Origin of the sequence: Litorivivens sp. (assembly GCF_041625495.1) — a bacterium.
Lineage (GTDB): Bacteria > Pseudomonadota > Gammaproteobacteria > Pseudomonadales > Spongiibacteraceae > Litorivivens.
Genome location: NZ_JBFJTH010000045.1, coordinates 1 through 23,975, shown reverse-complemented (window position 1 = coordinate 23,975; position 23,975 = coordinate 1). Strand labels below are relative to the sequence as shown.

The 23,975-nt window shown below is 55.9% G+C and carries 27 protein-coding genes; 16 read left to right on the top strand and 11 right to left on the bottom strand.

Features of this window, described 5'->3' with window-relative positions; genetic code table 11:
- Positions 1–46: 46 nt before the first annotated feature.
- Both ABYP39_RS07465 and ABYP39_RS07460 read left to right on the top strand, forming a co-directional pair.
- Positions 47–415, top strand: a complete 369-nt coding sequence (locus ABYP39_RS07465; RefSeq protein WP_372748230.1) for a PH domain-containing protein — start codon at positions 47–49, stop codon at positions 413–415.
- Positions 412–717 carry a hypothetical protein gene (locus ABYP39_RS07460; protein ID WP_372748229.1) on the top strand — a complete coding sequence of 102 codons (306 nt, stop codon included), beginning with the start codon at positions 412–414 and terminating at the stop codon, positions 715–717. Before ABYP39_RS07465 ends, ABYP39_RS07460 begins: the two co-directional genes overlap by 4 nt.
- 60 nt (positions 718–777) lie before the next feature.
- Here ABYP39_RS07460 and ABYP39_RS07455 read toward each other — a convergent pair whose 3' ends face one another.
- Positions 778–1,494 carry a YdiY family protein gene (locus tag ABYP39_RS07455; protein WP_372748228.1) on the bottom strand — a complete coding sequence of 239 codons (717 nt, stop codon included), beginning with the start codon at positions 1,492–1,494 and terminating at the stop codon, positions 778–780.
- 109 nt (positions 1,495–1,603) lie between these two features.
- The gene (locus tag ABYP39_RS07450; RefSeq protein WP_372758827.1) at positions 1,604–2,422 is read right to left on the bottom strand and encodes a mechanosensitive ion channel family protein; all 819 of its coding nucleotides are present in this window, start codon (positions 2,420–2,422) and stop codon (positions 1,604–1,606) included.
- A 251-nt stretch (positions 2,423–2,673) separates the two neighbouring features.
- Between ABYP39_RS07450 and ABYP39_RS07445 the strand changes: the two genes are divergently transcribed.
- From ABYP39_RS07445 to ABYP39_RS07430, 4 genes are all read left to right on the top strand, one after another.
- Positions 2,674–4,461, top strand: coding sequence for a PQQ-binding-like beta-propeller repeat protein (locus ABYP39_RS07445; protein ID WP_372781840.1), 1,788 nt, complete (start codon positions 2,674–2,676; stop codon positions 4,459–4,461).
- A complete protein-coding gene (locus tag ABYP39_RS07440) occupies positions 4,424–5,572 on the top strand; it encodes an AraC family transcriptional regulator ligand-binding domain-containing protein (RefSeq protein WP_372781838.1) in 1,149 nt (382 codons plus the stop codon). The genes ABYP39_RS07445 and ABYP39_RS07440 overlap by 38 nt, the downstream gene beginning before the upstream one ends.
- 76 nt (positions 5,573–5,648) lie before the next feature.
- Positions 5,649–5,915: a DUF4404 family protein gene (locus ABYP39_RS07435; RefSeq protein ID WP_372750568.1), complete on the top strand. Its 267-nt coding sequence runs from the start codon at positions 5,649–5,651 to the stop codon at positions 5,913–5,915.
- 2 nt (positions 5,916–5,917) lie between these two features.
- Positions 5,918–6,406: an O-acetyl-ADP-ribose deacetylase gene (locus tag ABYP39_RS07430; protein WP_372781836.1), complete on the top strand. Its 489-nt coding sequence runs from the start codon at positions 5,918–5,920 to the stop codon at positions 6,404–6,406.
- Here the strand turns inward: ABYP39_RS07430 and ABYP39_RS07425 are convergent.
- From ABYP39_RS07425 to ABYP39_RS07415, 3 genes are all read right to left on the bottom strand, one after another.
- Positions 6,398–7,531, bottom strand: coding sequence for a TonB family protein (locus ABYP39_RS07425; RefSeq protein ID WP_372781834.1), 1,134 nt, complete (start codon positions 7,529–7,531; stop codon positions 6,398–6,400). The two genes, ABYP39_RS07430 and ABYP39_RS07425, sit on opposite strands and share 9 nt — an antisense overlap.
- 272 nt (positions 7,532–7,803) lie before the next feature.
- Positions 7,804–8,073, bottom strand: coding sequence for an acylphosphatase (locus tag ABYP39_RS07420; protein ID WP_372759478.1), 270 nt, complete (start codon positions 8,071–8,073; stop codon positions 7,804–7,806).
- Complete coding sequence (locus ABYP39_RS07415; RefSeq protein WP_372750338.1) at positions 8,073–8,528, bottom strand: TlpA disulfide reductase family protein; 456 nt, start codon at positions 8,526–8,528, stop codon at positions 8,073–8,075. The genes ABYP39_RS07420 and ABYP39_RS07415 overlap by 1 nt, the downstream gene beginning before the upstream one ends.
- Positions 8,529–8,634: 106 nt before the next feature.
- Between ABYP39_RS07415 and arsC the strand changes: the two genes are divergently transcribed.
- The 4 genes from arsC to sppA are packed head-to-tail and all read left to right on the top strand — an operon-like array spanning position 8,635 to position 11,746.
- Positions 8,635–8,982, top strand: coding sequence for an arsenate reductase (glutaredoxin) (gene arsC, locus ABYP39_RS07410; RefSeq protein WP_372750339.1), 348 nt, complete (start codon positions 8,635–8,637; stop codon positions 8,980–8,982).
- Positions 8,979–9,569 (top strand): NAD(P)H:quinone oxidoreductase, encoded by a 591-nt coding sequence (wrbA, locus tag ABYP39_RS07405; RefSeq protein WP_372750340.1) that lies wholly within the window; start codon positions 8,979–8,981, stop codon positions 9,567–9,569. The genes arsC and wrbA overlap by 4 nt, the downstream gene beginning before the upstream one ends.
- Complete coding sequence (locus tag ABYP39_RS07400) at positions 9,566–9,943, top strand: DUF2069 domain-containing protein (protein WP_372750341.1); 378 nt, start codon at positions 9,566–9,568, stop codon at positions 9,941–9,943. The genes wrbA and ABYP39_RS07400 overlap by 4 nt, the downstream gene beginning before the upstream one ends.
- 6 nt (positions 9,944–9,949) lie before the next feature.
- Positions 9,950–11,746 carry a signal peptide peptidase SppA gene (gene sppA, locus ABYP39_RS07395; RefSeq protein ID WP_372781832.1) on the top strand — a complete coding sequence of 599 codons (1,797 nt, stop codon included), beginning with the start codon at positions 9,950–9,952 and terminating at the stop codon, positions 11,744–11,746.
- A gap of 3 nt (positions 11,747–11,749) precedes the next feature.
- On the opposite strand, the gene ABYP39_RS07390 is transcribed toward sppA, so the two are convergent.
- Genes ABYP39_RS07390 through ABYP39_RS07375 form a run of 4 tightly spaced genes read right to left on the bottom strand, consistent with a single transcriptional unit; the run spans position 11,750 to position 16,509 of the window.
- On the bottom strand, positions 11,750–13,141 hold the full coding sequence (locus ABYP39_RS07390; RefSeq protein WP_372781830.1) for an amidohydrolase family protein: 1,392 nt from the start codon (positions 13,139–13,141) through the stop codon (positions 11,750–11,752).
- Positions 13,135–14,529, bottom strand: a complete 1,395-nt coding sequence (locus ABYP39_RS07385; protein WP_372781828.1) for a CoA transferase — start codon at positions 14,527–14,529, stop codon at positions 13,135–13,137. The genes ABYP39_RS07390 and ABYP39_RS07385 overlap by 7 nt, the downstream gene beginning before the upstream one ends.
- 12 nt (positions 14,530–14,541) lie before the next feature.
- Positions 14,542–15,774, bottom strand: a complete 1,233-nt coding sequence (locus ABYP39_RS07380) for an alpha/beta hydrolase fold domain-containing protein (RefSeq protein ID WP_372781826.1) — start codon at positions 15,772–15,774, stop codon at positions 14,542–14,544.
- Positions 15,775–15,810: 36 nt separating this feature from the next.
- Complete coding sequence (locus ABYP39_RS07375; RefSeq protein WP_372781824.1) at positions 15,811–16,509, bottom strand: hypothetical protein; 699 nt, start codon at positions 16,507–16,509, stop codon at positions 15,811–15,813.
- Positions 16,510–16,945: 436 nt separating this feature from the next.
- On the opposite strand from ABYP39_RS07375, the gene ABYP39_RS07370 reads away from it, so the two are divergent.
- From ABYP39_RS07370 to ABYP39_RS07360, 3 genes are read left to right on the top strand one after another with little or no spacing between them, the layout of a single operon-like run.
- A complete protein-coding gene (locus ABYP39_RS07370; protein WP_372781822.1) occupies positions 16,946–18,448 on the top strand; it encodes an FAD-dependent oxidoreductase in 1,503 nt (500 codons plus the stop codon).
- Positions 18,445–18,828: a cytochrome c family protein gene (locus ABYP39_RS07365; RefSeq protein WP_372748818.1), complete on the top strand. Its 384-nt coding sequence runs from the start codon at positions 18,445–18,447 to the stop codon at positions 18,826–18,828. Before ABYP39_RS07370 ends, ABYP39_RS07365 begins: the two co-directional genes overlap by 4 nt.
- A complete protein-coding gene (locus tag ABYP39_RS07360) occupies positions 18,825–19,694 on the top strand; it encodes a DMT family transporter (protein ID WP_372781820.1) in 870 nt (289 codons plus the stop codon). Before ABYP39_RS07365 ends, ABYP39_RS07360 begins: the two co-directional genes overlap by 4 nt.
- Positions 19,695–19,739: 45 nt before the next feature.
- Here ABYP39_RS07360 and ABYP39_RS07355 read toward each other — a convergent pair whose 3' ends face one another.
- Positions 19,740–20,783 (bottom strand): low specificity L-threonine aldolase, encoded by a 1,044-nt coding sequence (locus ABYP39_RS07355; protein WP_372781818.1) that lies wholly within the window; start codon positions 20,781–20,783, stop codon positions 19,740–19,742.
- Between the two features lie 171 nt (positions 20,784–20,954).
- Positions 20,955–21,452, bottom strand: a complete 498-nt coding sequence (gene greB / locus ABYP39_RS07350; protein ID WP_372763920.1) for a transcription elongation factor GreB — start codon at positions 21,450–21,452, stop codon at positions 20,955–20,957.
- A gap of 83 nt (positions 21,453–21,535) precedes the next feature.
- On the opposite strand from greB, the gene ABYP39_RS07345 reads away from it, so the two are divergent.
- From ABYP39_RS07345 to alaS, 3 genes are all read left to right on the top strand, one after another.
- Positions 21,536–22,372, top strand: a complete 837-nt coding sequence (locus tag ABYP39_RS07345) for a M23 family metallopeptidase (RefSeq protein ID WP_372781816.1) — start codon at positions 21,536–21,538, stop codon at positions 22,370–22,372.
- A gap of 28 nt (positions 22,373–22,400) precedes the next feature.
- Positions 22,401–22,586 (top strand): Trm112 family protein, encoded by a 186-nt coding sequence (locus ABYP39_RS07340; RefSeq protein ID WP_372749204.1) that lies wholly within the window; start codon positions 22,401–22,403, stop codon positions 22,584–22,586.
- A gap of 153 nt (positions 22,587–22,739) precedes the next feature.
- Positions 22,740–23,975 (top strand): alanine--tRNA ligase (alaS, locus tag ABYP39_RS07335; RefSeq protein WP_372781814.1); only part of this gene is annotated, 1,236 nt, incomplete at its 3' end.

Sequence of the window (23,975 nt, the reverse complement as noted above, 5' to 3'; positions counted from 1 at the left end):
GGCATAGACTCAAATAAGAAATTAAAAACCATCAAGGAGTTCTTTCGTGTCTCTGAATTACAGCGAACACCCCGTCATGTTTCGTGCTCGCCCCTTTGCATTTATCGGGTCGTTGATATTGGTGCCGGTAGGTATCGGCATAATTATCTTCTTGGTCTGGTATATGAAATGCAAGGCAACCAAGCTGCAGATTAGCGGCGGGGAAATCTGTTTGGAGCAGGGGCTCCTCAGCAAGGATCGCACAGAGGTAGATGTCAGAACTGTACGCACGGTTAAGGTGTATCAGTCGTTTATGAACCGTATGTTAGGTGTGGGAGACGTGTCGGTGTTTACGGCTGGCGACGAGGCGGAAATATACGCTCGCGGTATGCCACGCCCACAGGAATTTCGCGACATAATTAAAGGTGAGCAGTGAGCGACGCCGACGAGAGCAACGCCGCGCTGAAGTTGCTCGTGGTGTTCGTTGTTCTGATTGCGCTGCTCGGTGTTGCGGCCTTTCTGGCGTGGCCACTGGCGGCAGAGTTTGCCGCAACCCAATTGACGCCAGGGCTTGGCATGCGCGATGCGGCCGTGCTTTCCTTCTTTCTCACAGTGGTGGTGATGGTGGTGTTTGCCTTCGCTGCCGGTGATGGTCTGATAGGCGAGCTGCAGTTTATGCTTGCAGGCTTTTTTTCGTTCTTTCTAGTGATGTGGTTGTTAATTGCGTGGGTTTTTTGAGTGGGCGGAGCGCTCGTCAGGCGAGCGCTCTTACTTTTAGCTCTTAGCTGAACTCCCGTCTTAGAAGCTGTAGACCATTGTTACGGTGGTCTGTTTGTCTGCGTGAACCTTGTCTTGTGGAACATTGTCCGTGTAATGCACCATGTAGGACACTTTAAGGGCAACGCCGCCTTTGACGGTGGTTTTGATCGATGTGGTGGATTTGGACACCGTGTTTTCCGCACCGTGATCTACCGACAGTTTCTGTTCGAAAGTGGCCGTTGGCGAAATTTTCCAGCGGAAGTTAGAGGCCGCGCGCAAGATGCCATCTTCTTCAGTGGCACCTCCGGTTTCGCTTAGCTCCTCAGCTTTACGATAACCGGGACCGATTTCAGCGTCCCACAGCATATCTGGTTGTTCAATAATTCGCCGTCCATAACCGAAAGCGATGGTCGCGCGGTATTTGTAGCCGCTGAATCGGTCATCTTCCCAGGCAATATAATTGAACAGATAGTTGTGCGGGCTAAAGGTGTAAGCCAGTCGATTGGACACAAAGTAGCGTTCTGCTGATCGTACGCCCTCACTTTCCGTATTGAGCGTCTGCATCTGGGAATCATTTTTCCAGTTGCCTTCTTCCCAGATCAATGAGCCGTTGGCGGTGATGCTCTTGGCGTCGGTATTGCCTTCACTGGCCACAAAACCGAGCTCGGCATCGCCGCTCCAGGGGGAATCGCCTTCCTGGGCTACAGCGGATGTGCAAAGTGCCATTAGCAAGGCAAAGTGAATCAAACGGGGCATGTTTTCTCCATTCGTGAATCGTATTGTAAGGGGTAACCTTCACAGGCGCGCGAAGGCTACCAGATTTTGCAAAAGAGTGCCGTGCAGATTTTAACTCTCAGGGTGAGCGTTAAGCCTGATCCTGATGGAAATGCACATCCATCTGTGGGAACGGTACGCTCATGTCGGCTTCGTCCAGCGCAATTTTTATCTTCTCTAGCAGGGTGTCGTGGGTGCCCCAATAGTCTGATGCGTTCACCCAAGGGCGAACCACAAGGTTTACTGAAGAATCCGCCAGCTGGCGAACGGCAATCAGTGGCGCAGGCTCAGGCAGGATGCGGTCTTCCTGTGACAAAACCTCTTGGATCAATGCCTTGGCTCTGGCGATGTCTGCGCTATAAGGAATACCGATCACCAGATCTACGCGCCGTGTTGGCTTGGCGTTGTAGTTGGTGATCGGGTTGGACATGACTTTTGAGTTAGGAATCATGATGCGCTTGTTGTCAGGTGTCATCAGCATGGTAGAAAACAGGCTGATGGATTCTACCGTACCAGCTGAGCCACCCGCCTCCACGTAGTCACCCACGCGGCAAGGGCGGAAGGCTATAAGCAGCACGCCAGCGGCAAAGTTGGACAGTGAACCCTGCAGGGCCAGGCCGACGGCCAAGCCGGCGGCACCAAGGGCGGCCAGGATGGAGGTGGTCTGAATGCCAGCATGACCCAGTGCGGGGATCAAAGTTACGGCGATAATGGTGCCAAACAGGAGTTTGCCCACAAACGTACTGACGGTGGGATCTATACTTCGCGCATTGAGCGTACGCACCAAAAGTCCGCTGACAATCTTGGCCACCCAGTAGCCAACAATAAGAATACCGATCGCGGTAAGCAGGCGTGGGCCGTAATCCATTGTAAATGCAGTGACTTGCTCTAGCAGTGCGTTGGTATCCATGCAGTCCCCTCAAAAATCGAATATGCTTGGTGGTGTGTATGCAACGTGTAATCAGGCCGTTCAGAAAGCGCGCTTATGTTGGCGCGTACGAGGTCGGCGTGGTTCGCGTTCAGTTAAAAGTGGCAGCAACCTCGGTAAGCTTGACCGGTTTATCCGGTCTTCTCAAGCGTTGTGCGGTTGTTGCACGATAAGCGCTTTCTACGGAGCAAGTCTCTTTTTCGATGATAATCGTTTCTTATAAGGACAAAATCATGCGTTGGCGCGTGGTACTGGGTATTTGTTTGCTTTCTGTTCATGCGTCTTCGATTGCTGCGGATGTGTTCTCGTCGCGCAGTGCGCCGGGCTATGCGCAGACCACCTGGGCCTCTCTGCACGGCGATTCTCGCAATTCTGATTACGTGCCTTTGGCGGTGAGCACCAAGCTGCAGCCGCAGTGGCTGGCGCTGAAGAATGCGGTGTCTTGGGCGGCGCCAAGTATTGCTGCCGACGGTACGCTGTATGTAACTACCGGTCGGGGTAAGGGCTACTCGCACCTGCATGCGCTGTCACGTAGCGGGGAGTTGCTGTGGGCCTCGCCACCGCAGATGTCGCCAGATGATCTGGACGCCAAGGCGCTGTTCAGTGCGCCGGTACTGGATGATGGTGGCAATGTCTATGTGTCAGACAGCAACCAGCTATGGTCGTTTACGGGCGGCGGAGCTGTGCGCTGGACGGCCGATCTCGCTGCGCATGACATCAGAGAGCCATTTCTAACGGCCATTATTGTTGGGGAATATGTCGGCGGTGTTTCTGCCGATGGTCGGGTAGCTCTGTTTGATCGCGATACCGGCACTCTGGCCATGCCGGTGTTGGTGTTGCCAGGCAAACCGGGACCAAAGGGCGGCGATATCCCCGATGCATTGTGGGGGGGCGGTTTGATGGACGCTCGGTTGCGGCAGCAGAGTTGGGATCTGCTGCGCGGCTATCGCCATGTGGTCACTAATACGCCGGCGGTTCACCCCCAGTCTGGACGGATCTATATCACCGCAACCGGTGAGCGCGGTGGCGAAGGTCGTCTCTACGGCATTGATACCGAGGGTGAGCTGCGTATCGCCTTTGCGACGTCAGTGCCCCCCAAAAGTGGCACGAGCCCGGCCTTGTCGCCAGACGGTCGTCTGGTGTACGCCGTTGGCGGTGGTGGAATTCTTTACGCTTTGAATAGTGATACCGGCGAAAAACTCTGGCAGCGTGCGTTGGGTGGCCAGGATGCCTCTCCCTCGGTAGGGCCGGATAATGTTGTATATGTTCATGGCGGCGATCAGCTGATTGCCGTCGACGGCATGACTGGCGAAACCTTGTGGCGCAACAATTACCGGGAGTGGGCGCGGGCGCAACATAAAAAAATCTGGCCACGCTTGGGGTTGGTAGGCAGTCGCGGACGCCCTGACGCCTATGTAGACGGTATTGTCACCGTAAGCAACGGCCTGTTATGGACCACTTTACTCGTCGGCTATGAAATCAATCTGCTGTCGCGTGATTTTATACATCCGGTGCAAACCTATCTGGTGGCGCTTGATCCTTCCGACGGCACCGTGCTGGAGAAATGGCGGTTGCCAGATTCCAGTGAGGGTGTGGTTAGTATCAGCCCAACCGGTGATCTCTATGTGAATCTATTATCGGCTCAGAGCAGTGTTGCGCATTATGGGGGCTATCAGTGGTTGCTGCCGAAAAGTGTGCGTCAGTCGCGCCCGCGCGGCGGCATCTATGCGCTCTCGCCGGTTAGCATCAGTGCGCAATTAACCGTGGCCCTGCAGTGGCTTGATACCCTCGCGGCCAATCGCAATACCCTCTTTTTAGATGGTATCCAGAGTCAATTGTGGTCTGCCCGCCGGATACTGGCGCTGGCAATTGAGCGCAAGGAGTTGGAGCCGGCCGTCGGTCGACACGTGGGCAATCTGCTGCAGGAGGCTGAAGCGGGTCTGCGCCAGTGCCGGAGCGACCTGAATCGCTGTGAGTCGTTGTTTGACAGCTTACGTGCGACTGCCGAGGCTCTGTTGTGAAGACGGTGAAGGGGTATCTGATGCTGCGACCTCAAGCCTTATGACTGCCGGGCAACCGCCGCTTGAAGGTGTGGCAGGCAACGCTGAAGCTCTCGAACGTGTGCCGGTCGCATTTGTAAAAGCTGTGCTGGTGCAGGCCAAGACGCTTGGCCGCGACGTGCAGGCTTTGTTGGACGCTGCTGGTTTGCGCAGTAATCCGCTGATCGACGATGTCACCGAGCCGGTTAGTGTTGAGCAGTACAGTCGGCTGTGTCTTGCGCTGTTTCGTTCGATTGACGATGAGTCAGGGGGATTTCTGCCAGGGGTTAGCACACCTTTGGGTGGAACGCGTCTACTCGCCTACAGCATGATCAACTGCCGAAATCTCGGTCAGGCGCTGCAGCGAGCCATGGATTTCAATGCGACATGCCGGGAGCGGGGTGATCATCGTGTAGTCCATGAATTGGTGCGCGATTCCGAGCGTAAAACGGCAAGGTTGTGTTATTTGTCAGGCGCTGCGGAAACGCCGGGTCTGCAGGTTAGCGTGCTTTATAGTCTTGCAATCTGGATGCGTTTTTGCTCCTGGTTGATCGACCAGCCAATTGAAATACTACGCGCTGGCTGTGCTGACCAGGAACCAAACCGTCGCGGTGGTGTGGATCATTTTTTCCACTGTCCAGTGGACTTCGGCCAAGATAGCAACTGGGTCGAGTTTTCCGAAGCGGTGCTACAAGCGCCTATTGCGCAGGATGAGTCGAAGCTGGAGCGCTTTTTGAAACTGGCGCCCTACCATGTGGTTATCAAGCCGATGGTGTCAGAGGGAGGGGTTGCTGCGCGGATTCGACGGTTGCTGGGTAACGATTTTCAGCGAGAGCTTCCGACCTTTGAGGAGTTGGCCTATCAACTCAATATGTCGGAGCGTACCCTGCGCCGTCGGCTTGATCGCGAGGGGACCTCTTACCAGCGGATTAAGGATCAGCAGCGTCGGGAACTGGCGATCAGCCTGCTGGAGAATGCGGAATTGACAGTGAGTGATGTGGCCGAGCTACTGGGATTTTCTGATCCAAGCGCCTTCCATCGTTCGTTCAAACGCTGGACCGGTCGCGCCCCGGGAGACTATCGGCGGTCGTGATTTCACAGGTTGGAGTTGTTATGCTGGTGGTATTGATGGGGCGGTTTTCCTGACTGTCCCTTTTTGGAGTACCTTGATGGACAAACGCAATATTCACGAGCAACTCGAAGAGCTGCAGCAGCAGATCGATGAGCTGGAAGTGGGGCATAGCCAGAAGGCCAACCTGATGGGCCTGCTGGAAGACATCGAGTTGGAGCTCAGCACTGGGTCGAGTGTTGATGCGGAGCAGGTTGGCCTGATTGGTCGTCTGGAAGATATGGTGTCGCACTTTGAAGCGGAGCACCCGACGATGGCGGGTATTCTGAACGATATTATGGTGAAGCTGGCAAGCATAGGAGTGTAGCTGTGCAGCTTGAGGTGGTTGTGGGCGATATCACCGAAATGCCGGTAGACGCTATCGTCAACGCCGCCAACAACAGCCTGCTGGGCGGCGGCGGTGTCGACGGTGCCATTCATCGGGCTGCGGGTCCGGCCTTGCTGGAAGCCTGCAAAAAACTCGGCGGCTGCGAAACCGGTCAAGCGAAAATTACCCCCGGCTTCCAGCTTCCTTCGCGTTATGTCATTCACACCGTAGGGCCGGTGTGGCAGGGCGGTCAGGTCGGGGAGGCGGATATGCTCGCCAGCTGCTATCGAAATAGCCTCGCCTTGGCCGCCGAACACAATTGCCGCGCCGTGGCATTCCCCGCGATCAGTTGTGGCGTATACGGTTATCCCGTTGAGCTGGCGGTTCCCATTGCCGTCGACACGGTTCGCCGTCACGCTGTGGTGGAGAGTGTGGTGTTTGTCTGTTTTAGTAAATCACTGAGTGAGCACTATAAGGCGGCATTAGCTTGAAATCTGGAACGTGAAGGGCAGCGTGAATTCGATTTGACCGCCAGCTATCCCGTCTGGGATGGCGGGAAACGGCGCAGTTTTCTCAACGGCCGTAACAGCAGCGGCATCCAGTGCACCGTAGCCCGAGCTCTGAATCACTTTGGACGACACTAGATTGCCATCGCGATCGATAACTACTTCCAGCAATACGGTGCCTTGCTGGTTAAGCTTGAGGGCGCGTTTGGGGTAGCGCACGTGCTGGTAACTGGCGCGAACCATGTTTGAGCTGTATTCGTTAATGAGTTCTTTTGAGCGTGCTGCGGCTTTGGCTTTGGCTTCAGCGGCTGCCAGCGCTTTGGTAATGGCTTCTTTGCGCAAGCGTTCCTGCTCCAGTTTCGCTTGACGCGCCTTTTCGGCTTCGGCCTCCCGGCGTGCTTGCTCAGCTGCCAGCTTCTCTGCTTCGGCTTGTTTTTCCGACACTTGTGGTGCCGGCGCTTCGACTGGTTTGGCTTGACGAGTCGTGCTGACGTCGGCAGCCCAGCTTTTGGTTTCGGCTATGCGGGCTTGGCTGGGTGCGGCGATCTCAAAACTGGCGAGCAAAGCGGTGCCGCTCTCCTCTTGTGGCATTTGCAGAATGTCGTTTTTAAACGCAGAGGATGGTGGCCGGGCGCCGATCCAGCATGACAGCAGCAGGTTGAAAAATTCGGGGTCATCAGTTTTCAGTAGCGTGGTGCCATTGAGTTTTATTTCTGTGCCTTGCTCTGGCAGGTAATCGATCGTCAGGTGGTCGCCAGCTTTCAAATCGTCTTTGAGCATTTTGCCAAAAGCGATGATGTTGTCGGACTGGGCTTTCTGAACATCCGGTGAATTGTTGATCAGGATCAGTTGGTTCCACTGCTGGGTAAAACGGCGGTCGCTCCAGGATTCTGCGACTACCCTAAGATCCATGCGTTTTCGGCCCGGCATGTAGAACGCATCATTGGGTTCAACTGCAGGCGAGGGCAGGTATAAACCGGCGATATAGTAATCGGTTCTGAGCTGTTGGTAGACAGCCAGCCCGCGCAAAGTCATTCCATCTAATTGGGTTTGCGCAAGGGATATCTGCGTGACAACAGCAAGCAGCGTAGCAGCAATAAAACGGTTCATAAGCCTCTAAAACATCCGGTGTCTGGCGTCATTATTGGTATTGTTTAATACAACTCTGCTTCGGTGTAACGACGAACTATTAGAGTTTGGTATGTCGCTGCACTGAGTACGCCCTGACACGTAACTTTATTATTCTTTCCACCCGGTTAATGTAAACCAACGGGGAAAAATGTCCAGTTACTCTAGGTTTTTGAAGTGTATCAGTGCCTTGGCGGAAAGTGTAGCGAAATCCCGCGCGTAAAAACGCGCCTGCGTACTGCGCTAATGCAGGGCTAACCGGTTTGGAAATCCAGCGGATCTTCATCGTCATTGGTGTTCAGTTCGACAATCTCGTCGACGCGCGACAAGGGTGGGCCCGCGATAATTAGTGCACGCGTGCGGGCGATGGCGGCGGCGTCGCCTGTCAGTAGAATTTCTACGCTGCCGTCCGGGCAATTTATCGCCCAGCCGCACAAGCCTTCGGCGAGCGCCAGACGCTGGCAGTGGGCCCGAAAGCCAACGCCCTGAACGCGCCCCTTGACCAGAAACCGGCAGCGTTCCATCAGGGGTTGTCCGCAGTGGTCATGGCCGCCTTTAGACTGGCCTCGGTTTGAGGACCTAGCAGTATGTCGCGAATTGCACCGTCAGGCGAGATGATCAGGGTGCTGGGTAGTGCAGTGGGGCGTTCGATAGCCAGCGCCCGATGCGGATCATCTAGCAAGACTGGAAAGCGGATGTCGAGGGCTTCGATGTCTGCATTCAGTTCTTCCCCCTGCAGGCCGTCGTAATTCACACCAAGAACCCGAACCTGGTCTGCATGTGCTGTTGCAAAGGCATTCAATTCCGGAATTTCGTCGCGACAGGGCGCGCACCATTTCGCCCAGTAATTGATCACTGTCCAGTGCGGGTTGGATTGATTTGGGCTGAAACTGACCGTTGGATCAGTGGTGGGTAAGCTGTTGTTATCACAGGCGGCGAGGGTGAAGCTTGTCAAAAGTGTGAATATCAGCGTGCGCATAGGTTCTGCCGGGGATGACTGCGCTGTGTATAATGCCCGCTTTGCCGGCAGACGCCAAGTCTTGGTAAAAGTCTGAATATACAAAGTATTAGATGAGGTAGCGCAGGTGGTAACCATCTATCACAACCCCCGTTGTTCGAAGTCCCGTCAGACCCTCCAGTTACTGCAGGAGCATGGTGTGGAACCCCAGCAGGTACTGTATCTGGACAGTCCGCCGACGCCAGCAGAGCTGACGGCTGTGCTTAAAAAGCTGGGCATCAGCGCCAGAGAGCTGTTGCGAACGGGTGAGGAAGCATACAAAAGTGAGGGGCTGGCCGATAAAAGCCTGCCCGAAAAAGACCTGATTGCGGCGATGTGTGCCCACCCCAAGCTGATCCAGCGGCCCATTGTGATCAAGGGGGATAAAGCAGTATTGGGGCGTCCTCCGGAGAATGCGCTGGATCTAATTGCATGAGCGATTTTGTGCTGGTGCTCTACTACAGCCGGTACGGCGCGTGTCGCAAGATGGCTACCCACATCGCGCGGGGTGTCGAGCAGGCCGGATTAGCTGCCCGGGTTCGGACGGTGCCACCGGTATCCACGGTATGCGAAGCCACTGAACCAGCTATTCCCGATGACGGTCATCTGTATGCAACGGAAGATGATCTGCGCGATTGCGCTGGTTTGATACTGGGGAGTCCGACTCGCTTTGGCAATATGGCGGCGCCGCTGAAGTATTTTATCGACAGCACCTCTGCGTTGTGGCTCAGTGGTGCACTGATCGGCAAGCCAGCGGCGGTGTTTACTTCCAGCAATTCGCTTCACGGCGGCCAGGAAAGTACCCTGCTCAGTATGATGATCCCCCTGTTACATCACGGCATGCTGCTGGCGGGCTTGCCCTACAGCCACGCGGAACTGTCGGCGACCACGACCGGCGGTACGCCCTATGGTGCCTCGCATGTCAGTGGTATGAACAATAGAGCGCCGGATGAAACCGAGTTGTCGCTGTGTCGAGCACTTGGTGAGCGTGTGGCGCAAATAGCAGGGAAATTGAACTCATGAGCTTGCAGAAAAAGGCGGATATCGCCTGGTGGGTGCTGGTGATCAGTTTTTGGGCGCAGATTGTCGTGTTGACCCTGACGACCTGGTGGCTGCATCAGGAGGGGCGACAGCCCAGCGTCACCATCTGGTTGATCCGCATTGTGCCTCTGCTGTGTTTTGCCTGGGGTATGCATCGCCGTAATTTGCGGCAGATCGCCTGGTTATGTTTTGTCTGTCTGCTGTACTTTATGATGGCAGTGACCGAAGCGATGTCGCCTCTGCGATTGTGGATTAACGATATTGAAGTGGCGCTGTCTGTCTGCGTTTTTGTGTCTGCGATGCTGACAATTCGCTGGCAGGCGCAGGCCTGGCGACTGGCGACAACCGAACAGTGAGGGTGTATGGCTGAACGAAAGGGTTTTTTCAGGCGGATTGGCGCGTTTCTCGAAGGTTTGCGCCGCTTTCTGGTGAATGCAGTATTTTTGCTGTTGTTGGTGTTGCTGCTATTCGCGCTGTTTGCGAGTGGACCGGAGCTGCCTGAACGGTTTGCCCTTGAGTTGGATATCGACGGTCTGGTGGTTGATCAGTTGAGTCCGGTTGATCCACTGTCGGAGTTGGTGCAGGGAGAAACAGTAGCCGAAACCCGCTTGCAGGATTTAATCGACTCGATCGACAGAGCGGTCATGGATAAGCGAGTTGCGCTGCTGGTGTTGTCGCTGGACGATCTTGAACATATCGGCATGAGCAAATCTTCCGAGCTTGCGGTTGCACTGGAGCGATTTAAGGCGACCGGACGCCCGGTCCTGGCCAGAGCTGCAGCGTATGATCAGGATGCTTACCTTTTGGCCAGTAGTGCTGACGAGGTTTTCCTAGATCCAATGGGCGGTGTCGTCATAGAAGGGTTTTCGGTGTATCGCAACTACTACCGCGATGCACTGGAAAAACTGGCCATTGATTTCCATTTGTTCCGGGTTGGTGAGTTCAAGTCAGCTATGGAACCCTTCGTGCGCAACTCCATGTCAGAAGAGGCGCGGGCGGCCAACGAGGAATGGTTAGGTCAGTTGTGGGGAAATTATCGCCAGAACGTGGCCAGTAATCGCAGCCTTGAGCGCGAGCAGCTCGACCATTATGTCAACCGTATTGATGAGGTAATGGCCAGCTACAAGGGAAATTTGGCTCGCGCAGCTCTTGAAGAAAAGCTGGTAGACCGGCTGGTCACTGAAAATCAGTGGGGCGCACTGATGCGCGACAATGTAGGGATTGATGAGGATGGTGACTACTATCGTGTGAGCCACCGCCAATATCTTGCGTTAACGGAAGCGCTAGACGCTGCAAACACCAATGCCGTTGGCGTGCTGGTGGCGCAGGGTGTGATTGCTGATGGCGAGGTTGTGGGCGATGGTATTGGTGGTGACAGTTTTTCCGAGTTGATCCGCAAGGCGCGAAAAAACGATGCCATCAAAGCGGTGGTGTTGCGTATCGATAGTGGCGGTGGTTCGGCGTTTGCTTCGGAACAAATCCGGCAGGAGCTTCGACTATTGAAGCAAAGCGGCAAACCACTAGTGGTTTCCATGGGTAGCTCGGCAGCCTCTGGCGGCTACTGGATAGCCGCAGATGCGGATGAAATCTGGGCAACACCTGCCACCATAACCGGTTCCATCGGTATATTCGGAGCGTTCCCCACGATCAATCGCAGCCTTGCCAAGCTGGGTATTGCCACCGATGGTATAGGTACTACCGAAGTTGCCGGTGGGCTGCGAGTAGATCGGCCGCTGAATCCGGTCGTTAAACGCGCGCTGCAATCGGGTATTGAGCACGGTTACCAACAGTTTCTGTCTGTGGTTGCGGAAGGTCGCGACATGCTGCCAGAGCAGGTAGACAAGATCGCACAAGGGCGTGTGTGGACTGGCGAAGATGCCCGTCAACTCGGTTTGGTTGATCAGCTAGGGAGCCTGGAAGATGCGATTCAATCTGCGGCCAATCTTGCCGGTCTAACCCAATATCGACGGCAATGGGTAAGTCCGACACTTCCTCCACTGCAAGCGTTGGTTAATCACTTGTTAGAGCAAACTGGCCTGAGTGCGCGTGTTGCCGTGCCGGGCTGGTGGTCACCGGTGTCGGGCCTGGTTCGGGATTTTCTGCAGATGCGTGATCCTAACGGAATGTATGCCTATTGCACGGAATGCTCAGCTCCCTGAAGCTTAAATCACGCTGTCGTTGTCACTGGTAAAGACACAGTGCCCGTCGATGTAGGTCTGGAATACCTCAGGCAGGGTATCCAGGCCGAATGAGCGCTGGCTCAGTACGACAAAATCTGCAGCCTCGCCCGGTCCCAGTTGGCGCTGACAACGACCGGGATCGCTGGGCTCCCCGAGATACATCTGTAGCGCCATGTCTGGTGTTAACGACTCAGCAGCATTTAACGTGATCCCGCTCGGTGTTTTCCGGTAGGTGGCGGCACGCATGCATTGCCAGGGATTCGCGTTGCCAAACGGTGCGTCACTGCTTGCGGCGAACGGTATGCCGGCGTCTAGAAAACTGCGGGCACGATATAACAGCTGTTGGTCGTCGTCGGAAAAACTGGCGCGGTATCGATCGCCGCGCTCGGCGATAAAAATCGGCTGGCTGACAACGCTAATCCCCAGACCCTTAATGATTGCTAGCGCGTCGTCATCACATAGTGAGGCGTGTTCAATGCGGTCTGTCGGCAATGCGCCAACGTCTGTCAGCGCGGCAAGAGCAAAGTGCAATTCGGCAGCGGTTACGCAATGAAAGGCGACCGCGCGTTGGCGTTGATGTTGCTGGGCGATCAGTGCGCAGAGACCCTCAAGGTATGGCAGCGCGCTTTCCTTCAAGTAGATCTTACAAGGCCCCTGGCGTAAGAAGTCAGTACTGGTAAATTGCAGGTCAGCGCAGCCCATCAGCGTTATTCTCTGCGACAGCCGCCCCTCCTCCTGTAAATCTTGAAATAACGCTGCCGTGCTGTTGTCGTTGTCCGGGCCCGCATCGGTGAGCCCGGTAATGCCGTACGCGGCCAGTTTCTGGCTAGCATGGGCCACATCTGGCAGCGGTTTTGGGAAGTGTTCTCGCAACCAGTCGTCCATGTGAAAGAAACGTCCGGTGAGCTCGCCGCGGTCATCGCGCTCTGCGCTATCAGGGGGGCGCTGTTCGAGTTGCGCTATTGCAGCATCGTTATAAATCCAGAGTCGACCGGTTCGGTGCTGCACCCGGATCGGAACCTCCGCACTGACGCGATTGAGTATATGTCGGTCAAGCAGTGACTCGCTGCCTTCGTGGTAGCCAATGGCGCGAAGGCCACCTGAATGTTTCGGCAAGGCAGCGTGCAGGTGGTCGAGAAGTGCCGCTTGCTGCTCGTGGGCCGCCCCAGCGCAGTCGACCGATGCCAGTGACGCCGCATAGGCGAGAAAGTGGCAGTGGTGGTCGTGCAAACCTGGCAAGGCGAGGCGTCCCGCCGCATCAAACCAGCTTTCGTTTGTTTGTGGCTCAAGCGTGGGTGCGATCGCTTGAATTCTCTGCTCAAAGCGCATGTCAAAACGGGTTCCGTCGAGCGACGAGAGGTTTCTGATCAGCACGATAGGTTAAGTTCCTGATGCAATTGCCGGTTGTCGGCGCCCAGCGCCTTTGCGGCGGTTGTTGGTTTGCGCGCTCGCGGCGCAGCGGCTTCAATCCGGGGGGCGGTAAGTGCCCTCTGTCTGGCCTCGGCCCTCTCGGCTGAGGTTGGCTCGGTGGGGTGTTGCCGACAGTACTGAGTGACCGCACAGAGGCTGATATCCAGCAAACCGCCTTTGCCTTGGAGCCAAAGTGCGTAGGTGGCGACTGCGGCGTGCAGCCCGGTCAGTGGGTCGGCGATCGCGTCACCGCAAAACAGATAGCGGCCTGTGAGCTCAAACAACTCTTTGCTCAGTCCTGCGGCGACACCTGCGTCGTCACCGTAGGCAATGGCCAGCTCCCGGTCACGCCCGTAGCCAGTAATGCTGGTCCAGATCATACCGGGCTTTTGGTGTAGTAGTTGAACGGCGTCGATGCCCATCTGGCGCAGCGCCCGTGGACGAGAACTTTCAATCACAATGTCGGCCTGCTGCAGCAACGCCTGCAATATGCCCGCATCGTTTGGCAGATCGAGCGCCAAGCTGGATTTGCCGCCGTTCAGTAGGTCAAAAAAAGGTTGTGGACCAAGCCGCGCGCCGTCCGGTCGGTTGCGGCTCTCCACTTTGATAACGCGGGCGCCAGTCATGCTGAGCAGGCTGCCGCACAGTGGTCCGGCCCACAGTGCAGACAGATCAACAACAAGGGGAGGTTGACTGGGAGGGCGAGCCACGCTGGGGTGCAGGTGTTTTAGCCAACTGGCTGGCGGCTCGGGGTTTGCTGCGTTGGCCACGGCGATGCCTAACAATTGGCCAAGTTCGAGAAGATCTTCTGTGTTTTGTTGGGCGAGACACTGACCAAGCTGCGCCCAATTGTTTTCCTGAGGCCAATTGGCTGCAGTGCCGCGCGACAGCAGCGCGGGCAATTGTTCCCAGTCTTCCGGTCTGGGAAGGTTCAGGGCAACAACTCCGTTGCGGGTTGACAGTAATTCGCTGCTGTTGCCGCAATTTCTGTTCCCGTTGCGCCGGTAACCGGCAATGGCTGCGCGTTCTCCCAGTAGGCATTCCGGCGAGAATGTGGCGGGAAACGTCTTTTGCAGCAGTGGTGACAGGCTTTGCAGTGCCAGAAGTGCGCCACGCGCCGAACTGGCCAGTGGAGAGAGAATTTCCAGTGGCTGTCGATCTCCGGTAAGCCACATGGCGCCAGAGCGCGCCCAGCAGCCAAGTGTGTCATCACTGGTTTTGGGGGCGCGCACGGCAATACCTAGTTCGTCGAGCAGGCGATAGGCGTGCGAGGTGCCCGGGTCGTTGGGCAGCTGTATGGGGGTGTTGGGAACAGTGGAAAGCATCGCCGCAGTGTATAGCGGCGCCGTCAACCGCACAATCTGCTAGCGCTTTAGGTGTTCTTCGTGCAGCGCTGAGAGGAAGTATTCCAAGGCGCAGATAACCTGTACGCTCCGCCGTGAATACCAGAGTTCGAAAGCATGCTGAGCATAGGGCAGCTCAGCCAGGCCAACCCGTACACCCGGTATCTCCTTCAGCGCTTTGTATAGCACGCGTGACTCGGCGATGGGCGCAAGGGTATCGCCTTCGCCGTGAATTAGCAGCATCGGCGGGGCCTTGTCCGAAACGTGGTAAAGCGGTGATGCCTGGCGCCATAGTTCCGGGTTATCAGAAAGGGAGCACTTCAAGACATGCTTGGTTAACAAGTTTTCCAGTCCGGGGTGCTGGCGTTGTTCCTGACTGTTGGTGAAGTCATATATGCCGTAAAAGGGAACAGCCGCCTGTACCGAGGTATCTTTGTCTTCAAAGCCGGGCTGAAAGTCCGGATTATTTGCGCTCAGTGCCAGTAGAGCCGAGAGGTGACCGCCGGCCGAACCGCCGGTTACGGCGATAAAATTGGGGTCGCCCCCGTAATTGGCGATATTTTCCTTGATCCATACCAGCGCGCGCTTGCAGTCAATAATGTTGTCTGGGAATGTGGCTGCGGGGCTCAGGCGATATTGGAGGGTTACGCAGACCCAGCCTCGGCTGGCCAGTTGTCCCATCAGCGGCAGTGCTTGCTGATCTTTGTTTCCGATAATCCAGGCGCCGCCATGTATCTGCACCAGAACAGGCGCGTTGGGTGGCTGAGTTTCGTGATGAAAGATGTCGAGCTTGAGTTCGGTTTCGTGCTCCCTGAAATAGGCCACATTGCGCACCCGTTTAACGCCGGGCACCTGATAGCCAAAGGGCTGGATAATCTGGCCCGGTGCAGGCCCAGGCGGGATGGTGCGGCGACGCTGCGCAGGGATCTTATCGGCAAAATCGTCACCCAAGGCCTGGCGGGCGGCGTCCAGTACTTCCTCGCGCGCGCCGTCGGCCTGGTTGTGAAACTGGGCCAGCGCAAGCCACGACGCGCCGGCGATAAGTACGGCTGATGCGTCCAGTAAGCCGTGTAGTCCATCGGCGGCTATCAAGCCAATAGTGATGAGAAACTCAACGGCGACAAAGTGGAGTGGCAGCTCGCCGGCTAACAGCCCAAAGGCAAAGCTGATCACGCCAAAGGATTCGGGTTTTCCGTGCCACGGCCGGTACACGTTCCAGGCGATCCAGGCCCAAATAAGCGAGAGAATCAGCATGAGTATTACTCTTGTTCTTATTTACTGCTTACAATACTAGCCTATAACGTATTCGCTCATAGGGATACAGTCAATTTTGTCGAAGTCGATAAAGCGCGCGCAGCTTTCCATCATCTGGGTTTCTCGCTGTTGTAGTAGCTGAGCGTCGTCACCGGCGTCATAAAATGCTTCGCGCCCATAAATGGCAGCTTCAGGGAAATTCTCTTCCACAATGGCATCGCAAGGTGGTGCATTCTCGGTCACCGCTCTGGCCACCACATTCTGCCGATAGCCAAAGGTCGATTGGGTGTCGATGGCTATTTGCGTGTGACTGCCGTGCCAGATCTCAATCCACTCCTGAAAAGTCAATCGATCAGGTTTTTGTAGAAAGACCACCTGGTTCATTCCCACGGTGCGCTCGCCTTGCTTTGGAGGGTGGGTGGCATTTATGAGTGGTTCAGACTCAGTCACCAGATAGCCGGCAAAGCGCGTTGTATGCTTTGCAATCTCTGTTTCGATGCTCTCACGGTAAACCGAGCTGTCGAGCCACAGCGACAGTATCGCGTCAGCAACAGGTTTTGCATTTTCAATGCGATAGCTCGCAGCAGGACTGACGTCAGAGTCAGACACGCACAGCCGCATGTTGTGGGTTGTTTCGCGTCTCAATGCAGGTGCCAGTTGCGTGAGCAATATTTCTCGGAACTCATCGCCTGACTGCGAGTCATGTTTCCACAAGGCGTAGATAATTTTTTCCATGTTAAATCCTAGCAGTTGGCAAAAATATATAGAAAGCGAGGTGCGTTATCGCATCTCCTTGAATAACACAATTTGAAGCTCGTTGTGCACAGTAATTGCGAAATGGGGTCGGTCTTAACTGTGTGCGGAATACTATTTCAGACCGACAGCCTACAGGGGTTGATGTGTGTTGGGATTTTTCAGGGGCAATCTCTCATCGACTTACGGTTTCGAAACCGCAAGGTCGTCCGCATTAGCCAATTCGCTGCCGGGGTTGGCGGAGTAGGCAGGAACTATCCTGAAAAGTCAGGGGCGGTTTGACGCTGGGGGGTTCGGGCTCCACATTTTATAAGTCTGGTTTAATAGCTTGATCTGAGGCCTGTCTTACCTGTCCCCACCTTCCCCCACCGTTAGTGTATTGTTGAGTGCCAGCGTTTGTGGCCGGAATCCGTACAACATGTCCACCATTACTCGACGATCGCTTCTCGCTGGCGCAGCCACCGCGCCTCTTGCCTCTCTTGCAGCCACACTGCCAAGTGGCAGCGTTACATCCTGGTTCGCCAGTGTCGATGTGTTGGTTGTCGGCTCCGGAGCGGCCGGAACGGCGGCCGCGATTGAGGCCGCTCAGGCCGGCGCTACTGTTCTGGTGTTAGAAATGCTGCCAAAACTTGGCGGTTCGTCGGCCATGTCGGGTGGTGTGGTTTACTGCGGCGGCGGCACGGCGTTGCAGAAGGCCTGTGGTATAGAAGACTCGGTTGAGGCTATGCGTTCTTATCTGCTGGCGGCCAGTGGTCTGTATGCACAACAGGACAAGATTGACCTGTATTGTCGACAGTCGCCCGAGCATTTTGATTGGCTGGTTGCTCATGGGGTTCACTATGAGCCTTCATTTACCGAGGTGAAGGGTTTGCCGGGTACGGTTGATTCCCTTTACTACTCGGGTTCGGAGCAGGTGCGAGAGTACGCAGCATTGGCCCGGCCTGCACCGAGGGGGCACGTGCCGGGGCATGCCGGCTGGACGGGCGGGCGCAGTCTGATGGAGGCCTTGATTCCTGCCGCACAGCTTGCGGGTGCGAAGTACCTCACCGGGGTAACTTGCCGCAGACTGATTACCGAAAGTGATGGTCGCGTGGCGGGTTTGCAGGTGGAGATGGACGGCAAAACCAGGCAGCTGCGAGCCAAACGCGGCGTGATCCTCGCAGCGGGGGGATTTATTCACAACCGTGAAATGCTTGAGGTGCATGCGCCGGAGCTTGCCCAATGCTCGGTGCCCTGGGGCAATATTGGAGACCAGGGCATGGGGATTCAAATGGGAATTGCCGCTGGTGCGACAACTGCTCAAATGCATCACGGCTTCGCGATTATGCCTTTGTATCTACCTGACCATGTATTGAAGGGTGTGGTTGTGAATCGTCGAGGACAGCGCTTTATTGGTGAGGACCATTACCATGCGTTTCTGGGGCATCAAATCGCCTATCATCAAGGCGGGCAGGCTTGGCTGATAGCCGATAAGGTCAGCCAATATGGCTATGATGACTACCGCGTTCGCGAAGTGGCGCGCGCCTCGTCAATTGGTGAGCTTGAGCGACAACTGAAGCTGCCCGAGCGAGCTTTGGTAGAGACCGTGGATTACTACAACCGAAATGCGAGCAAAAGCCGCGACCCGCTGTTTGGCAAGGTTGCCGATTATCTGAGCCCGCTCAGGCAGGCCCCTTTTGTGGCCTATGACCTGAGTGTCGACAAGGCATTTTTTCCGGCGCATACCTTCGGTGGCCTGCGTACCAATACGCACAGCCAGGTACTCAACAGCTGGAATGAGGCGATTCCGGGCCTGTATGCGGCTGGCCGCACGAGTGCGGGATTGCCGGTAGCGCCCTATGTAGCCAGTGGGGTTTCTGTCGGTGACGGTACGTTCTTTGGCCGTCGCGCGGGCAAACATGCGACGGAGGCTGGGGTATGAGAATCCTGCTGCTATTGCTGTTCAGCTTGAGTGCCACGTTACAGGCGCAGTTGCCGGCAGGGGATGCGCAGCGCGGTATGCTCACGTTTGGCCCGTGCCGAACCTGTCACTATCCGGAGCAGTCCGTTGGACACAACAATGGGCCGAGCTTGTGGAATATTTTCAATAAACGCGTGGGTAGCCAGAGCGGCTTTGCGTATTACAGTGAGGTCCTGAAGCAGGCGGATTTCGTCTGGACGCCGGAATTAATGAATGTATGGCTGGCTGACCCGCAAAAGTTTTTGCCTGGCAACACGATGATGAGTCTGGGGATTCCTGATGCACAGGATCGCGCGGATGTGATTGAATACCTCAAAACCTTTTCTGACGAAACACCATGAATAATCCTTTGCGGGCGGCGGCCTGGATGGCCGGTGCCATCGCTTCGTTTTCGGCGATGGCCATCGCGGCTCGCATTGTGCTGAGCGATCTAACCCCCCTGCAGCTGATGTTTTATCGCAATATTGTCGCCTCGGGAGTGTTACTGTGTTGCTTGCCCTTGATAGGGGGGCACCGACTGATAGTAAGGCAGCCGGCAACGCAGTTGGTTCGACATAGCGTGCACTTTGCGGCGCAATACGCCTGGTTTGTTGCTATTTCGCTGATCCCGTTGGCGCAAGTATTCGCGCTGGAATTTACGGTGCCGATCTGGTCGCTATTGTTTGCGGCCTTGTTGCTGGATGAAAAAATAACGCCGCCAAGGCTAGCGGCCGTCGCGCTTGGCTTTCTGGGTTCGTTGATAATCGTGCGGCCGGGCCTGGTCCCGGTAGAGCACGGTACGGTGGTCATGTTGATAGGGGCTTTCGCCTTTGGCATTGCTCACACGCTGACTCGCAAAATTACGCTCACAGATTCGCCGTTGTCAGTGCTGGTGTTGATGAATTTTTTGCAGCTGCCGATGGCGGCAATTGCATTCATATTCGACCCGATTGTGCCCCCGGCATGGCAGTGGCCCTGTTTGGTATCAATTGCAATCGCAGCACTATCTGCCCATTACTGCCTAACCAAGGCACTTTCGTTGGCGCCTGCCAATGTCGTTATCCCGATGGATTTTTTGCGTTTGCCGCTGATTGCGCTGCTGGCCTGGTGGATTTTTGACGAGATGCTGGACCTTTGGGTATTTGCCGGTGCGACCATAATGCTCGCCGGCATTTGGATTAATCTGCGCGCTGAGCGTAAGCGTTCCAGCGCACCCAGATTGAGCTGAGCTTAGCAGGCTTAGAGATGCGGCGTTTTGCAGCGGTATGCTAAATCACAGCTGCTCCAGATCGGAAATAAACGCGTCGATATCGCGCTGCGTGATATCCCAGGAGCATAGTATCCGTACACCGCTCTCTTCAGTCAGATTGATCAGTATCCAGCCGCGCTCAAACATGGCAGTTTGTTGGGCATCGTTGAGCTGCAGAAAAACGGCGTTGGTCTGCTGTGGAACGGCCAGCTGAATATCGGGGATTGCGGCAGCGCGAACGGCGATTTCTTGTGCCTTGGCATTGCATTGCGCGGCGTAGTGCAGCCAGCAATCCTCCTTTAATACCCCAAGCCAGGGGGCTGCGAGAAAACGCATTTTGGACGCGAGTTGCCCAGCCTGTTTTCGCTTCCATTCAAAATCTCTGGCCAACGCCTCATTGAAGAAGATGACGAGCTCGCCGAAGGGTAGGCCGAGCTTGGTACCGCCTAACACAAGTACATCCACGCCAGCTTGCCAGGTGATGTCGGCTGGTGTTACGCCCAGAGCTGCGACGGCATTGGCGAAGCGCGCACCGTCCATATGTACGGCCATGTCATGTTCGCGGGCAATGGCGGAAAGCTCGGCTATCTGCTCCGGGCGATAACACAGTCCTAGCTCGTTTGCCTGTGTCAGGCTAAGCACGCCGGGTTTGGAGCTATGTATGCCCCGCGCCTGGCCAATGCGGTGGCGCAGTGCCGAGGGAGAAATAAGCCCATTTTCACCAGCGATGGTTTCAATGCGCAGCCCACCGCCCATCAGGCCAGGCGCGTTGACTTCGTCTACCGCTATATGGGCTGACTGGTGAGCCATAACTGAGTGATGGCTGCGGCTTATCGCGGCCAACGCGAGTGCATTAGCGCCGGTGCCATTGAACACGGGAAAGGTGCTGCATTGGGTGTCGAATACGCGCTGTATTTCCCGGTTCAGTTCAGCGACCCATGGGTCGCTGCCGTACGGCAGAGCGTGGCCCGAATTAGCCTGAATCAGTGCGTTCATCGCCTCGGGAACAATGCCGGAAATATTGTCACTGGTGAATTGGCGATGCTGCAGATCGGATGACACGTTCACGTTGCGCTCCTTGTCGTCGTCGGCTCAGATACTGACTAGTAGCAAGCGGTGAGCCGCCTTATTTGAGTTGTCGATGCGTTTTAGCGTGCAAGGCCTTGTGTGAAAGCTGGATGTGCGGCGGCAATCATGTCCTTTCTATTTCTGCGCGGCAAGAAATGGTGGGGTGTGCAGCTATTCGTAGCGTATACCGACCAGGTAGTATTGCCGAACGCCGTCGGGTGCCTGCAGTACCACTTCATCATCCAGCCGTTTTCCCAGCATGGCTCGGGCCAGTGGTGAGTCCATCGAGAGTTTGCGTGCTTTCAGGTCGAACTCATCCGGGCCAACAATTCGGTACTCCATTGTTTCTCCGGCCTCATCCTCCAGGGTTACCCAGGCGCCGAAGAACACTTTGCTGCGGTCTGCCGGGGGGCGGTCTACCACGGTTAGATCATCCAGTCGCTTGGTGAGAAAGCGCACCCTGCTGTCAATTTCACGCAGTCGCCGCTTGCCGTAGATGTAGTCTCCGTTTTCGGAGCGATCCCCGTTCTTGGCAGCTTCATGCACCACAGCAGTTACTTGCGGGCGTTCTACCTTCCACAGCTGACGCAATTCTTCGCGCAAGGTTTTTTCCCCTTCGGCGGTAATGTAAGCTGAACTTCTTGGTCGCGGAGGGCGGTAGCGGCTCATGCAGGCTCCTGAATACCTGGAAAACACAGGCTCCTAGTTTAACGGTATCCTCCCGGTTTTAACGACAGCATCATGAGGGAAATATGCGATTTTGTCTGGCTGTATTTATTGGGCTTTGGGCGGTAGCGAGCCACGCTGTAGAATTGCGCGGCGAGCTTGCGCAGGGCGGCCTGTTGATTGGTCAGGCCCAGCCCGGCGAACAGGTCTTGCTTGACGGTAAGGCCCTGCGACTGACCGACAACGGGCTTTTTGCCTTTGGTTTTGATCGCGACGCCAAGCCGGTTGCGACCCTGAAAATCTGCGCCGGGGATGCGTGTCGCGAACAGGCTCTTAAGATTCGCCAGCGCGAATATGATATTCAGCGGATCGAGGGCGTTCCCCAAAATACAGTGACACCGCCGCCGGAGGTGCTTGATCGCATTCGGCAGGAGGGTGCAATGGTCAGTGCCGCCCGGCGCAAGGTTAGCCGAAGCCTGGCTTTCGCCGAGCCTTTTATCTGGCCCTTGCAGGGCCCAATCACAGGTGTATTCGGCAGTCAGCGTGTTTATAATGGCGAGCCTCGTCGCCCCCACTATGGTGTGGATGTGGCGGCGCCCACCGGCACGCCGGTGGTGGCACCGGCCGACGCAATCGTGCGATTGGCTCATCCGGACATGTATTTTTCCGGCGGCACGCTGGTGATGGATCATGGTTATGGCATTTCTTCCACCTTCATTCATCTCAGCGAAGTGCTGGTGAAGGAAGGGCAGGCGGTTCGTCAGGGTGAGCCGGTTGCGAGAGTAGGGGCCTCGGGGCGTGCGACCGGGCCGCACCTGGATTGGCGTATGAACTGGTTTAATGTGCGGCTTGACCCCGTATTACACGTGGGGCCAATGCCTGCTCAGTCCGGGGCTGCGTCGGGCAATACGCCGCAAAATTAACGGGCCAGTCGGCTCAGTGAGAGTAGGAATGATTGATAAAAAACTGCTGGAAATTCTGGTTTGCCCGGTAAGCAAGGCGCCGCTGCAATACGATGAAGAAAAAAATGAGCTGGTGTGCAAAGCCAGTGGGCTAGCCTACCCGGTGCGCGACGGTATCCCGGTGATGCTCGAGTCTGAGGCCCGGCAACTGACCGCAGACGAAAAACTGGGCTGAAACCCTGTAGGAGCGCGGGCTGTAGGCGATACAAGTGCCGCAGGTTCCGTTATACTCCGCCACTTTTGAATTCACTCAAACACCTGCCGGACGAGCCCTAAGGCCCCGGCGGGTGTTTTGTATCTGACTATAGATGAGATAACGGGACTCCGAATGAAAAGCGCTGAAATTCGCGACGCCTTTCTGAAGTATTTTGAGAGCAAGGGCCACGCTCCTGTCGACAGCAGCTCGCTGGTGCCGGGCAATGACCCCACCCTGCTATTTACCAATGCGGGTATGGTGCAATTCAAAGATGTGTTTCTGGGGGATGACCAGCGGCCCTATACTCGTGCCACAAGCTCGCAGCGCTGTGTGCGTGCCGGCGGCAAACACAACGACCTGGAAAATGTCGGCTATACCGCTCGCCACCATACCTTTTTTGAAATGCTGGGGAACTTCAGCTTTGGCGATTACTTCAAGCGTGAGGCCATCCAGTTTGCCTGGGAGCTGCTGACCAAGGAATTCAAACTGCCCCCGGAAAAACTCTGGGTAACCGTGCATGTGTCCGACGATGAGGCCGCCGATATCTGGCTGAAAGAGCTCGGCGTAAGCGCAGAGCGTTTTTCCAGACTGGACGAGGACAACTTCTGGCAGATGGGGGACACTGGTCCCTGCGGCCCCAGCTCGGAAATATTCTACGATCACGGCCCGGATGTCCCCGGTGGCCCGCCCGGCAGCCCTGATGACGATGGCGATCGCTATATTGAAATCTGGAACCTGGTGTTCATGCAGTTCAATCGCGATGCCAGCGGCGAGTTGAGTCCGTTGCCAAACCCTTCTATTGATACCGGCATGGGGCTGGAGCGTATTGCCGCGGTAATGCAGGGCGTTCACAGTAACTACGAAATTGACCTGTTTCAAAACCTGATTGGCGCGGCCGCTGAGGTGACCGGCACCAGCGATTTGGAGAACAAATCGCTGCGCGTTATTGCCGATCATATTCGATCTTGTGCCTTTTTGATCAGTGACGGTGTTATGCCGTCCAACGAAGGGCGCGGCTATGTGTTGCGCCGCATCATCCGCCGCGCAGCGCGCCACGGTAATAAGCTCGGTGCGACCGACGCCTTCTTCCACAAGCTGGTTGGCCCGCTGGCAAAAGAAATGGGCGGGGCCTATCCCGAGCTGGTTAAGGGGCAGGCGCGTATTGAAAAAGCGCTGCTTAACGAGGAAGAGCAGTTTGCCAAAACCCTGGATCAGGGTATGCGTATCCTCGAACAGGATCTCGAAGGGTTGGCAGGTAGCGTGATTCCGGGCGAAACGGTTTTTCGTCTGTACGATACCTACGGCTTTCCCGTTGATCTGACGGCCGATATTGCTCGTGAAAAAGACCTCACTCTGGATATGGAGGGC

Coding starts and splice junctions, on each gene's coding strand:
- ABYP39_RS07455 (WP_372748228.1), bottom strand. CDS start 1,494: ATGCCCCGTTTGATTCACTTTGCCTTGCTAATGGCACTTTGCACATCC.
- ABYP39_RS07450 (WP_372758827.1), bottom strand. CDS start 2,422: ATGGATACCAACGCACTGCTAGAGCAAGTCACTGCATTTACAATGGAT.
- ABYP39_RS07445 (WP_372781840.1), top strand. CDS start 2,674: ATGCGTTGGCGCGTGGTACTGGGTATTTGTTTGCTTTCTGTTCATGCG.
- ABYP39_RS07435 (WP_372750568.1), top strand. CDS start 5,649: ATGGACAAACGCAATATTCACGAGCAACTCGAAGAGCTGCAGCAGCAG.
- ABYP39_RS07425 (WP_372781834.1), bottom strand. CDS start 7,531: ATGAACCGTTTTATTGCTGCTACGCTGCTTGCTGTTGTCACGCAGATA.
- ABYP39_RS07420 (WP_372759478.1), bottom strand. CDS start 8,073: ATGGAACGCTGCCGGTTTCTGGTCAAGGGGCGCGTTCAGGGCGTTGGC.
- ABYP39_RS07415 (WP_372750338.1), bottom strand. CDS start 8,528: ATGCGCACGCTGATATTCACACTTTTGACAAGCTTCACCCTCGCCGCC.
- wrbA (WP_372750340.1), top strand. CDS start 8,979: ATGAGCGATTTTGTGCTGGTGCTCTACTACAGCCGGTACGGCGCGTGT.
- ABYP39_RS07400 (WP_372750341.1), top strand. CDS start 9,566: ATGAGCTTGCAGAAAAAGGCGGATATCGCCTGGTGGGTGCTGGTGATC.
- sppA (WP_372781832.1), top strand. CDS start 9,950: ATGGCTGAACGAAAGGGTTTTTTCAGGCGGATTGGCGCGTTTCTCGAA.
- ABYP39_RS07380 (WP_372781826.1), bottom strand. CDS start 15,774: ATGCTGATTCTCTCGCTTATTTGGGCCTGGATCGCCTGGAACGTGTAC.
- ABYP39_RS07375 (WP_372781824.1), bottom strand. CDS start 16,509: ATGGAAAAAATTATCTACGCCTTGTGGAAACATGACTCGCAGTCAGGC.
- ABYP39_RS07370 (WP_372781822.1), top strand. CDS start 16,946: ATGTCCACCATTACTCGACGATCGCTTCTCGCTGGCGCAGCCACCGCG.
- ABYP39_RS07365 (WP_372748818.1), top strand. CDS start 18,445: ATGAGAATCCTGCTGCTATTGCTGTTCAGCTTGAGTGCCACGTTACAG.
- ABYP39_RS07360 (WP_372781820.1), top strand. CDS start 18,825: ATGAATAATCCTTTGCGGGCGGCGGCCTGGATGGCCGGTGCCATCGCT.
- greB (WP_372763920.1), bottom strand. CDS start 21,452: ATGAGCCGCTACCGCCCTCCGCGACCAAGAAGTTCAGCTTACATTACC.
- ABYP39_RS07345 (WP_372781816.1), top strand. CDS start 21,536: ATGCGATTTTGTCTGGCTGTATTTATTGGGCTTTGGGCGGTAGCGAGC.
- ABYP39_RS07340 (WP_372749204.1), top strand. CDS start 22,401: ATGATTGATAAAAAACTGCTGGAAATTCTGGTTTGCCCGGTAAGCAAG.